Below are 13,138 nucleotides of genomic sequence, written 5' to 3' on the forward strand. Positions count from 1 at the left end.
TTAACCTCCTTCTTTTTTAGCTCTTGGATGAGCATGATACACTTTTTTTAATTCCTCAAAGGTTGTATGTGTGTAAACGCTGGTTGAAGCCAAACTGCTGTGTCCGAGCAACTCTTTCACAGCATTCAACTCTGCTCCATTATTCAACATACTTGTTGCAAACGAATGTCTCAATACATGAGGGCTACGTTTCGCCAATGTTGGGATCTCCGACAGCTTCTTCTTTACTATAGTATATACGATACCTACCGATAACTGCTCCCCGTTTTTTCTTACAAAAAACCATCCGCTCTCCGAACCAACTTCACGATTTCGAACTTCAGTGTATGCTTGTATCAAGTTCTTTAACCCTTCTGCAAATGGAATCAACCGCTGCTTGTTACGCTTACCTGTCACACGTATCTGCATTGCTCCGAAATCCACATCGGAATCTTGTATTCCGATCAATTCCGAACGACGGATACCTGTATCATACAGCATTTCAAGTATCAGACGATCCCTTACACCTTCAAAATCCTCATCAAATCCATCTCCGTCCAACAGCAACTCCATTTCCTTATCTCTTACAAAATAAGGTAACGGCTTTTTTGTCTTCGGCCCGGTTATTAACCTTAATGGATTCACAGAGATACTTCCCTGCTTCATAAGGAATTTAAAAAAAGACTTCAAAGAACTTAATTTCCGATTGACCGACACCGGAGAAATCTTCTCGTCCATTAAAGAAACGATCCAACTTCTGACTAAATCCGCATCGACATCTCCCGGAACAAATATGCTTTCTTTATTCAATTTTACATACTCTTCGAACTGACGCAAATCTTTTGAATAAGCCTCTATCGTATAATTGGAGTAATTCCTTTCATACCGAAGATAATCTAAAAATGAATCTATCAACATATCTGCGTTGCATCAACTATTATGCAACGAAAATAGGAATAAGAATTCAATTAAACAAGCCTGACAGGATATTTTATTCTTCTACCTGCTGCAATTGCTGAACGTAAACCGCACGCATGTTTTGTTTTCTCTTTTCAACAGAGGGTTTTATAAAAGCCTGACGACTTCTCAGTTCTTTTACCACACCTGTCTTTTCGAACTTTCTTTTAAATTTCTTAAGCGCTTTTTCAATGTTTTCGCCTTCTTTCAATGGAACTACGATCATAATTTAATTTATTATATTGTTTTTAATTACATCCTCAAAATGGGCAGCAAAATTACTGATTCTTTCGTTATTAGCAAAACTTTCCGGAATTTATTTTACGAAGCCTCCACAAAATAAGCTAAAACCCGATCCGTTATAAAACTCTTTGTAGCAGCAAGACACATCATCTCTCCATAACCGCCTCCAGATCCTTTTCGCTTGTGCGGACCGGCCCCTTCATAAATTCGGGTACATTATAAGACTTATATTGAAAAAAATAAGAATCACTCCTTTTCTGTGGTAACAAAAAAGGCTTTCCTGCATGTCCCGAAGAATCTATATGAGCCAAATACAAGCAAGTAAAAAGCCCTGTCATCCGACGGCTACTAAAAACAATCCAATGACCTTCCGACGACCAGGAATGATAACTTTCCGTTTCTTCCGAATTTAAGATCGATGTATCTACTTCTCTTCGGTTATGCAAATCAAACATGCATAAGTCAGCATCCCGATGCCAGATAGAAAAATTACCATAAGCATGTCGCGTATATAGCATAAAACGCCCGGAGGGTGATATTTTAGGGAAAGAGATACTGGCATTTAGTGTATCGACTCGTATCACCGTATCAATTTTACTTCCCAAAGTCCCTTTCTCCAAATCCACATCCAGGCTACATAAATGATATCGTACGTAATTAAATGAATCCGGTAACGATATTGCAGGAGCAGAGCAAAAGTATAACTTTTTTCCATCGGAAGAGAAACAAGGAAAAGTCTCATAAGCATCAGCCGACGATAATAGAGAACTGGTTAAAAGTATATTCTTTTGTACATCCAGGATCACAATATCCGAGTGCAGATCCATCACCTCAATGCGATTCCTGTGCTGTGAATGTACTGCCTGTACCGTCTTGTTTACAGAAAAAGCTATATATTTGCCTGATGAATGCCAAGATGGATAAACTAAAGTTTTTATTTTTTCGGAATAATCCGTATTCAATTTACTAACAACTCCATCTTTAACTAAAATAGTTCCTGCCGGTTTAGGGCGCTGATGGAATATATACTCTTCCGGGTTTCCTTGATTGGTCGTATGACAATTCACACAAATTTCTTTTACTCTTGAGTTTTCAAAAATAGCACCCTCTTCATAATTAGCCAAACAACGTTGATAAATCCCCATATTCCCCCACACCTCATATCCTGGCTCAATCAGACGATATGAAAGATAAGGATCTATCGGATCCGAGGATATATATATCTTAAAAGAATCAACGCAGTTCCACAAATGGTCAATCTTTTTCTGAATATAAACATTAATTACACTATCAGATGTCACTAACTCTCTCCATTCGAGTGAGGAAAAACGAATCTCTTTACCCTGACGATTTAACTTATAGGTCCGTGTAGATAATGAGACCTGAACATTTTCATTCATTTCCGGCAGATTTACATAAAAAGATAACGGCGCAATATCAACCGGAATTGTAACATTTCTGTAATCAGGAAATATAAGTTCTCCCGTTGCATAGCCCGGCCTCTCTTCTTCACAACAAGACAAAAACAGAATTACATACCAGCAAAACAATAAATATTTAATCATAAACGAACAGGATTAAAATCGTAATAATACCAATAACTACTTGTATAACAATGAATAGCCTTATTCTCCACATTCGTAGATATATCCAGATGATTCGTCTTACAAAAGGATTGATACGCCTGAAAACGCTCTTTCAACGAATCCGGTATAAAGAAATAATCAAGTATTTGAGGGTTGCTTTGTGCTCCCAGAAAAATTGCCTCCTGATAAATAACCGGGACATTTTTCTCATTTTTATAGAAATAGTAAAATGCTTTCAAAAACTCATTCAGGTTCTTATCCAACAAATATGAGCATAGAACAAAATCTGCCAACTTCTTATTATGCACATTATCATAAGCCAACAGGTCTATGTCTTGGAGATATACAAAATTATCGGCCTGAGATTCGACTCGTCTCAAACAGAGAGTGTCCACCTCCCTATTCCGATAAACCCATGTTTTGTGCAAATAGGAAAGATATTTATCTACAACTGCATACTCTCCCATCTCCCAATTACATGTTGCCAGCATTTTTAGAGTCTGTGGATATCCGACTGATCGTGCACAAACATTACATTCAAAAGCATATTTTCGAGCCGATGCTATATCTCCATAGCAATAACATATCTTTTGTAGTGTCATAGAAACAAACGGCGTCATATTCCAATCGACAAACAACCCTTTACTCCCCTGTTGTGTATACATAAGTAAAGAGTCTGCCAAAACACCCTGTTCTGCCAAAGCCAAGTTTTGATAATTAAGGCACAATAAATCCGTAGGTTTCCGTTTCTTACAACTATGTAATATCTTTTCCCACTTTTTGTGATCTGCATAATACGCATATTTTTTTACCGGCAAAGACTTTCTATCATCATATCCTGACAATAAAAAAGCACCACAGAGTAACAATATAACGACCTGAGTACCCATCCTCCAATATTTATTTTTTATCGCAACAAAGACAAAGTCAAATAATGGACTCAACAATGGACTGAAAGCCAATAAAAACCACGGAGCATAAATCACCCATCCGGCTCCTCCTTTCAATACATATATCCCATCAGCAAAACATATGATCTCCGAATAATACAGATATCCGGCATAATTCAAATAAAACATCAGTAATATTGTGAATAGCATAGGGATAAGAAGCAGACCGATTTTTAGCCTGTATACCTTTATTTCCTGAATCAATAAAGAAACAGCAAAGGCGACAAAAACCGATCCGGCTATCAGATATAGTAAGCAGATCATCAAACATCCGGTCAGAATACGTACGAACTCTTTTTGAATACGCTTATAAACCAACAGAAAGACCACACAAAACAAATAAGCAACAACTCCTGCATAAAGAAAATTAAAATCAAGAATATCAATCAGTAAAAATAATAGAATGAGCCCTTCCGATAAAAAACTGGTTTTATTGGAAGAGACATATTGCTTTATCGATCCGGCTATACATACTAATAATAATGCTGAAACAAACTCACCTACCAGCGGATAATAAAAAAACTGTACCAGAAACTCTCCCAAATACACTGATAAGCCTCCAGGGTGAGAAACCGTTTCAAACAGATAGTCCTCCGAAAACATAAACAACTGAAACTGCTCGATATAGAAAAAATGATAACTATATCCAATCTGCAACAATAAAAATAAAAGAATGAACAGGCTTATATAAAACAATTTACTCATCATTCTGCATTTTTCAATAAATTTCCCGAATACCGATACAACTGTCCGCTCTCATCCACGCCTTCAATTACCACATGATATGAAGCCGGGAGATCCGAAGCATAAAATTCCACATTTCCTCCTCCCTGAGAGTCTATTTCCAAAGTAGGATTCCAATAAAGAGTACTGCGTATATCCATTTTTTCCGACTTTTTTTCATCAGGTGTCTTATATACCGGATGGTAGAATTGATCCGGTTTTACATACCCTTGCGAATGGAATAAAGCCACCCCCTTCCTCTTGCGATTCATCGCTTCCGATTTCAATGTAATCACTACGGCAGGAGTCGACTTACTTATAGAACCGTATTTACATCGTTTCTGATCCCTAAACACATCAAAGCTCCTCATGTCATCCGGATAAATTGTTTCCAATATATAATTATCATCCCAACAGCACATCCCATCAATCACTACTAGCGGATCACTTACATCTGCGCCTCCCATAGCTTGTCTGAATAAATCTTTTGCAGTCCTGGACACCGACTTTCCAAGCATATCTTCTGTCATGGAATAATCAGCCCACACACGTTCAGCCTTTTCTTTGGCTGTCTGAGTTCGTTTTCCTTCAATCACGACATCTTCCAGATTGATTACACGCATACCACCGGCGTCCATTGCAGAGGATAGATAATGTGGATTAAAAACAAACAATGAATCAGGGAATAAATTTTTGTCTTCTACAACAGGAATAGTTTCTTCGTCCATCTTTATATCGACAACTGCCAGACCTTTTTTACTTCGGGCTTGTACGACAAAAGTCGTTGAATCACAATAATCAATCCCATCCAGCAAAAAACAACCTTTTTCATCCGACTCCAACGTCCTGACTAGATTATTTGCAGGATCGACTGCGACTATTGCTGCATCTTTTGCCTCTTTACCGAAAAAATTCAAAATCCTTCCACTTATATATTGCCCCTTCTCCACAAAATAATCAGGCATAAACGATTGCTCTGCAAAAGGAGTAATATCAAACCGACTCCAGCCATGCGTCAACATCAATAAATCCAATCCTCTTATAGTTGTTCTGGACTTCTCTTTAAAATACCATCCGGGATTCTCCACAAATCCCTTCAAATCCGACACAAGTAACAAATCAGAGTAAATATTGCTTGACAGTGAATCCACAGAAACCGAATTATTATCCGTAATACTTAAAGAAAAAGAGCCTTTTACCGGCAATCCCGATTCGTTATCCAACCGAATATTCATTTTTATTTTTTCCCGACGCTCATATGTATCTTTATCAGTTTGTAAAGTCCAACAGCTTTCCTTCCTTGGATAATTAAATATCAGTCGTTCACTCAATTTATTACCGGCCTCATCCATCAACAGAAAATGAGAAATACCATCCGGAAAATAAGAAGAACTAATAACCCCCGTATGATTCTCTTTACTTATCGGCAACAAAAAACGAAGTAATCCTCGCGTATGACCAATCAAATATAACGAATCCGATTGTTGACTAGCCGGCAGCGATGAAAATATCTGATAACGTATTTTTCCGGCCGATTGATTTAACGATAATATAACACCTGAATCTTCAGCTTTTGGTAATTGTATCTTTTTCTCTTCACATCCGGGAGAACGGACTAATGCGTAATATGAATTATCCTTTGCCGGAAGAAAAGAAAAAGTTCCCATACCATCATGCTCGCTCTTCACTTGTGTTAGCGTATCCCCTGACTGATTGACTATATATCCTTCCAACATTCCACTATAGCCATTTGAACGCTGACATTTAAAAGCCATTTGCTGACGATATCCCGTTAATAAATGTCCTCCCTCCGGAAAAAAAGAAACACTAAAATCATTTTTACTTATATATTTCTTCTTGAGTTCTAAAGTATCCGGCCTATCCAAGGTATTGGCTATCGGAATATTTTTTTGAAAGAAAAAGTTTACATTAGCATTACGCATCCAATTTGTATATCCCCTCAATGTATATTCCCCTACAATCATATCCGTTGGTAATAGTAAATTACCCCAAAAGTCACCTTCATTTTTCTTTACTTTTTGCCTACAAACAATTTTATTATTCTGATTTACCAATTCCACATAAACAAAATTATCCGGCATATCCGGAGCATGGGTAGACGAGTTCACCAGATATCCTTTAAACCAAATTTGCTCCCCTGCGGCATAATAAGGTTTATCCAAATGCAAATACAACTTTTCCTGTTGAACTGTTTGAAGATTTAAAAAAAGGAGATTATCTGTTCACTTGTTGTTTTTTCCTGAAACAAACGAAATGACATTCCATCCAACAAGACACAGATGATAGTTATAAATAGGATTTTCATAAATCAACTGATATTTTTCATCATTCTCTCACTGTGTTTTATAGTAGGTCCAAAAAACAAAACCATAGTTCCCGCCTTTTGAACCTACCGATAATCAGTATGATACTACTTCGCTAACTGTTTCATATTTTCAGTAACAACAACCCAATCACTCCATTCTGCCTCCAATCCTTCCGAAACAGGAGCAACCAAAGTCCGATATCGATAAGAAATATGAAATCTCATTATTCCCAGTTCTTCTCCGTACCGATTCGATTCAGCCACTGTCAGGACTTCTTTATCGTCCTCACTTCCAAGCATTTCGACTTGTATATTTTCCTTATTATAAGGATAGACTGTCAATGGATAATAAGAAACACCTTTATAATTCAGTGTTTTTTCTTCGCCAATCTTTACAATAACGCTATATTTATTGATTAACTCCAGATCAGCCTTATTTCCACTGTTTTCCATACCTGCATTAATCCTTACTTCCTGCTTACTTAAAGGATACATACGCTTATTGGCTGCAATTTTAGAAACAGGCCCATCACCGACCTGACGAGTACCTCTCATCGACATTAATGTATTGTCCTTTTCCGATGCAAAATCATTTTCCAGAACAATCTGATAAAGCACACGGCTTTTCTTTGGATTAATTTCATAAGCAGAAACGCCTGTCAGCTTCAATGGTATCATATATAAAGAGTCCGGAGAAAGTCCTTCCGGACGTATCTTGATCGGCAATAAAGCATAGGGCATTTCTCCCTCCTGCTTCATTGTTACCGAATATGACTCGATCGTGTATTTAGACGGATCCAATCTTTTTGCGTATTTATCCGTATCCAAATCATAGTTCAGCAGATTATATTCATCCAACAACTCCTCATCGGGTTCCAGCGTAAACGTTATATCCTGATCTATGTCCAACGTCCCTCCTGCATATAAAGTCAAATAACCAGTACTTTCTGTCTCATTTAGCGAATGAATAACCTGAAAAGCCATATTATCATCACTTAGCACATAAAGCACTTTTTTATATTGTTCTTCCTTAAACACATCACTCTGGCTACAAGCAACAAGTCCGGAAAAGAACAAACATGCGGTTATTCTATATATTACCTTATTTATCATATCTATACATTTTAATATTATTAATTATCCCATCCCGGATTTTGATCCATTTTCGGTACTTTTCTAATCTCCTGGCGACTAATAGGCAACCAGATCATTTTTCTTTCGACTTTACGATTTCTGGCTATCGGATGATTGACCACCGTGCGCTCATAATAACTGTCTTTACGCGATTCGGTATCCATTCCGACAATAGGCTCTTTGTCGACTTCTTCATAAATACCCCAGCGACGTACGTCATAGAAACGACGATTCTCATGTAAGAACTCGATCATTCTTTCGCGTACTATTAAATCAAACATTTGATCAGGGGATAATAATTCAGCAGATGTCAATCCCGGAAGCCCGGCACGGTAACGGATCATATTAAAATATTTAGCCATCTCATTCACATCCCTGGTAAATGTCTGACTATTACCTTCAGCATCTGTAATAGTATGCCCTCCCGTCAGGTTGTTGAGTGCTTCCACATAAGAAAGAAGAATTTCTGCATATCGGATTATAGGGAAAGGTTTTTCCAGTGTCTCCGCATCATTTCCGGCCCAGGCATCGTCTTTGTGGATAAACTTCTTGATTACGTAACCTGTGATCGGGTAATTTCGAATATCTGAATTTGTACGGTCTTTCCCGGAATTTCCACCCTTAAAATAGGTGATCGTCTGATTTCTGCGTCCACTCTCGCTTGTAGAAAAACAAGGCCAGAAACATTCACTGAAACCGATAGAGGCATAAAAGCGCATTTCTCTGTTCATATACATATTATATACGCCATTATTCAACTGATAACCGGAGAAGGATTGCTTCTCACTGGAAAATCCGATTTCCGAATAAGGATATTCTTCGCTCGAATCGTTGATATCACGACCGTCTACCATATAATACGCATCTACAATCTTTTGAGGAATAGCCATACCATTCCAACCACCTAAATTATCAATAGGAAACGCATGCCGGGTATAGTTTCTTACATTACCGGAAATACGCCCCCACACAAATTCCGTATTTTTTTGAGACAACGCTTCTCCTGTAAACATATCGCTATACGACTTGAAAGGGTCGATATTACCCGCCCCATTTGGAAAATCTCCCGAAGGTACATTTTTGGGTAACGGCATAGTTGTCGAGTCACGTTTTACCGTATATAACTCATAAACTCCCATATCAATCACCCGTTTTGCTGCCGCAGCGGCAACCGCCCATTTCTTTTCGTCATATTGCTGTGAAACATAATCAACTCCATCGACCGTACGTTTCCAGGCTGCGAAATGGGTTTTAGCAGCTGCACCACCGTTAAACAAAGGACTTGCCTGCTGCAAACGCAGACGCGCAATCAGACCGTAAGCCGCTCCACGGGTAGGACGTCCGAATTGCCCCATAGAAACAGTAAGAGGTATATATTTCGCAGCCAACTCCAACTCATCACAAATATAATCTACCGACTCGTCATAGGTCGCTCTTTCCCGGTTGTAATACTCCGGTTTCTCATTCGTCTCCAGGGTTTCATCACCTATCAAAACAACCGGACCAAAATTCATCAATATATGATAATAGGCATAAGCACGCATAAAATGAGCATATCCTAATATCTCACGCTCTTCTAAGGTCGTAAGATCTTTACATTCATCTATTCGTTGAAAAATAAGATTGGTTTTCCGTATGATCTTATACATTTGCGGCCAGACATTCATACTCATCAAGTTGTCAGGATTTATATTTCCCAACACAAATTGCGTACCCGGATACTCATCATGGTCCCACATAGTAAAAGCTTCATCCGAACCGACAACTCCCGGTGTATACGTACTCCCCCAAATAGCTCCTTCATCATAAAAAAAGGCTGCCGTACCCCATAAATATTGTTGTAAATTCAACTTATTCTGAAAGATCGAATCATATCCCAACGTATCCATAAAATAATCATCAACATTCAGATAATTACACGAACTCATAGAACAATACAAAGCAATAAAAGCAACAATGATTAAATGCTTCAAATATCTTAAATATCTCATATTCCGTTATTTTTAGAAATTAACATACATCTGTATCGCATACCGGGCCGGTATCGGATATACATTCCCGTTCTTACCGGCTTGTTCCGGATCTACCGTCTTTACCTTATCCCATACACAAAGATTATAACCGACCAATTGAAGGTCTACAGAGGAAATTCCTACATTGTTCAACCAACCTAAAGACTTCAGGTTATAGGTCAAGCTGATTTCCTGTAAACGCAAATATTTGGAATTACCTTTCCAGAAAGTCGAGACTTGTGTATTGTTCTCATTCTTTCCATAAGTCAAACGAGGAAACATGGCATCAGGATTTTCTGTAGACGGATCTCCTGAATACCAGGCCGGAGTCCATCGGTTTGCCTGGATACCAGCCTGTACCGGAACATTACCAACTACTGCTTTATGGAACGGTATATACCCCATTTCATACACATCATAATTGCCATAACCATCCGGTAAACCGGCCTTATAATAGTCTGTGTTACCGGTACCTTTAAACAATACCGACAAGGTTAGATTTTTATATCTGAACTCACCGCCAAAACCATACATCAACCGTGGATAATCAGAAAAAGATAAAGGAACCTTGTCGTCAGTCGTTATTTTTCCATCTCCATTGACATCTTTATATTTGATATCCCCTGGGCGAACCGTACCGAACTGGGCTGGACTACTTGCCACATCCTGATCATCCTTAAACAACCCTAAAGCTATATATCCTCTCTGTATATTCAACGGATTACCTGCAATACGTTGATATTCATATTTAGGATATGCCTGTTCCCAGTCTTGAACATCATTTGTCGAATAGGTAAAGTTTCCACGAACCGTAAAAGTAAAGTCTTTGCCAAATGTTTGTGTATACGAAATATTACCATCAGATCCATAACTTCTCATACGCCCGACATTACCAAAAGGCATCGTTATAATACCTGCAAAATCAGGAACCTGGGTACGCTGTTGGAAAATACCTTCACGTTGATCATTAAAAAAGTCCACAACAAAATTCACTCGTTCATCAAACAAACGACCTTCAATACCTAAGTCCGCTTTTGTTGATTTTTCCCAGGCCAGATTATCCGCGCCGACGATAGACTCGTTTACCCCCCAGGAATAACGACTTCCCCAACCAGTATTCGCGGTCGAATTGATAATAGTCAGATAAGGGAATCGTTTATCCGAAATACGGTCGTTACCTACTTGCCCGTAAGAGAATCTGAATTTCAAGAAGTTCAACCAAGGCAACGCTTTTTTCATAAAGTCATAGTTTGTCGGAACCCAGCCGATTGCACCGGAAGGGAAAAAACCGAATTGCTGTCCAGGACGGAAATTTTCAGAGCCGGTATAACCAAAGTTGGCATCAACGAAATAAGTATCCTTAAAACCATATGTCACACGTCCGGATAACCCTTGATACCTCTTTGGTATCGCGTCCATACTTGTTTTTACATTATATGTGTCTTTCTCATCACTCATATAGTAGTAAAGCAATCCGGTAAAACGATGATCGTCACCGATCATATTTTCATAATTCACATTTGCTTCAAAATGGTATTTACGCCATTGCCGCTGATAATTCATAAACTGAGCCGCTTCCGCATTAATTTTCTTTACCAACTTCAACTCCCCGTCAGTCGAACGTCCCACCGCATAATACATATCAGGCAAAACATAGCGTGTTTCATCATAGTAACTCTTATTGTTTAAAGCACCCTGTATCTTTACCTTTAACCCCTTCAGGATCGGAGAAAAATCCTGAGTTAAAGCAAGCGTCACCATATTGGAATAGGTCTCGGACGTTTTCATCCCCGTATGGTTCAACATCACATAAGGAGAATACTGGCTACCCGTTCCATAAGCCGGTAACATACCATTTGAATAAGTAGTAGGAATCGTAAGTGGAGTCAGAGCGGCTTGTGCATACCACAAATAGTCGGTATTTGCCATACCCGGTTCTTTTTTAGATGTCAAAGTTCCGTCGAGTCCCAAATAGACTTGAGTCGTCTTCGTCACATTAACATCCAAGTTCGTTCTATAATTATATGTATTATATCCGGAACCGGCCTTATATTTACTATTCTTATCCTGTTTATAGGCGGCGCCTTCATCAGACATTCCCAAACTGATGAAATAACGGGCGATACTACCTCCCCCCTGCGCATTGATATAATAAGTTTGCTGCAAAGACGTCTTATTCAAAACCTCATTCTGCCAGTTTACGTCCGGATATAAATCCGGGTCAAGCTGGTATTTGATCAAATCCATTTCCATGGGAGAATATAAAGGAGTTGATCCTGATACTACCCGAGCTTCATTGGCCAACTTGGCATAATCGTAAGCTCCCACGTATTCCGGCAAACGCTTCAATGTTGATACTGTCAAATTTGCGCGCGCTGTAATTCTCAAACGATCCACCGTTCCACGTTTGGTTGTCACCAATACAACCCCATTAGCACCTCTCACCCCATATACTGCGGTTGCAGAGGCATCCTTCAGTACAGAAAAGCTTTCAATATCAGCAGGTTCTATATGACTCAGATCTCCTACCAAGCCGTCAATAAGCACCAAAGCACTACTATTTGCACCGAAAGTACTCATACCGCGAACCCAGAATTCCGATATATTTTTACCGGGCTCTCCACTCGTTTGTAAAGAAATTACCCCGGCAACTCTACCTCCCTACATGTTATTGATCGACGTAGACGGCACTTGCAAATCTTTTGTATCAACAGTTGAAACAGCACTAAGCACACTGATTTTCCGTTGTTTATTACCCATAGCAGTAACAACAGCTTCCTCCAACTGAACCGAAGAAGTTACCATTTTGACAACCAAATTCTTTTCTTCTTTTGCGACTTGGTATTCAAAATTATCATATCCCAAATAAGTAAAGACAATCATATCGCCTTTACTGGCCTTTATAAAAAATTTACCATCTATATCCGAAGCCGTACCGACACCCGGACGATCCTTCAGGTATACATTCACCCCTGACAACGGTTCATTATTAAATGACGGATCAATAATTGTTCCTTGTATCGTAAATGTTTGCTTCTGTGCGACCACAACCATAGCACACCATAGCAACATCTGTATGATGAAGAGTCTTTTCATACCATCATTCCATTTAAAATCCAAACAAAGTTGGATAATTCATTATTAATTAACTTTTATAATTTATCTTTGTATCAGGATGTTAAGAGGAAGTAGGCTCTGCTGAGGAGCAACCTACCAGCAATAAGCATC

The 13,138-nt window shown here is 38.8% G+C and carries 7 protein-coding genes and 1 pseudogene; all 8 read right to left on the bottom strand.

Features of this window, described 5'->3' with window-relative positions:
• The 8 genes and pseudogenes from xerC to DXA15_RS03790 all read right to left on the bottom strand — a co-directional run bounded on the left by xerC (position 1) and on the right by DXA15_RS03790 (position 13,006).
• Positions 1-897, bottom strand: a complete 897-nt coding sequence (gene xerC / locus DXA15_RS03755) for a tyrosine recombinase XerC (protein WP_128133173.1) — start codon at positions 895-897, stop codon at positions 1-3.
• Positions 898-970: 73 nt separating this feature from the next.
• Entirely contained in the window at positions 971-1,162 is a 192-nt protein-coding gene (gene rpsU / locus DXA15_RS03760) for a 30S ribosomal protein S21 (RefSeq protein WP_007654191.1), read from the bottom strand.
• Positions 1,163-1,325: 163 nt separating this feature from the next.
• Positions 1,326-2,579 carry a hypothetical protein gene (locus tag DXA15_RS03765; protein WP_233566778.1) on the bottom strand — a complete coding sequence of 418 codons (1,254 nt, stop codon included), beginning with the start codon at positions 2,577-2,579 and terminating at the stop codon, positions 1,326-1,328.
• Between the two features lie 161 nt (positions 2,580-2,740).
• Positions 2,741-4,420: a DUF6057 family protein gene (locus DXA15_RS03770; RefSeq protein ID WP_233566780.1), complete on the bottom strand. Its 1,680-nt coding sequence runs from the start codon at positions 4,418-4,420 to the stop codon at positions 2,741-2,743.
• Entirely contained in the window at positions 4,420-6,621 is a 2,202-nt protein-coding gene (locus tag DXA15_RS03775) for a hypothetical protein (RefSeq protein ID WP_233566782.1), read from the bottom strand. The genes DXA15_RS03770 and DXA15_RS03775 overlap by 1 nt, the downstream gene beginning before the upstream one ends.
• Before the next feature lie 248 nt (positions 6,622-6,869).
• The gene (locus tag DXA15_RS03780; RefSeq protein ID WP_233566784.1) at positions 6,870-7,877 is read right to left on the bottom strand and encodes a DUF1735 domain-containing protein; all 1,008 of its coding nucleotides are present in this window, start codon (positions 7,875-7,877) and stop codon (positions 6,870-6,872) included.
• 20 nt (positions 7,878-7,897) lie between these two features.
• Positions 7,898-9,889 (bottom strand): RagB/SusD family nutrient uptake outer membrane protein, encoded by a 1,992-nt coding sequence (locus DXA15_RS03785; RefSeq protein WP_128133177.1) that lies wholly within the window; start codon positions 9,887-9,889, stop codon positions 7,898-7,900.
• 12 nt (positions 9,890-9,901) lie between these two features.
• A pseudogene (locus DXA15_RS03790) lies at positions 9,902-13,006 on the bottom strand (SusC/RagA family TonB-linked outer membrane protein).
• Between the last annotated feature and the right edge of the window lie 132 nt (positions 13,007-13,138).

The organism is Parabacteroides sp. AM58-2XD (genome assembly GCF_003463685.1).
Lineage (GTDB): Bacteria > Bacteroidota > Bacteroidia > Bacteroidales > Tannerellaceae > Parabacteroides > Parabacteroides segnis.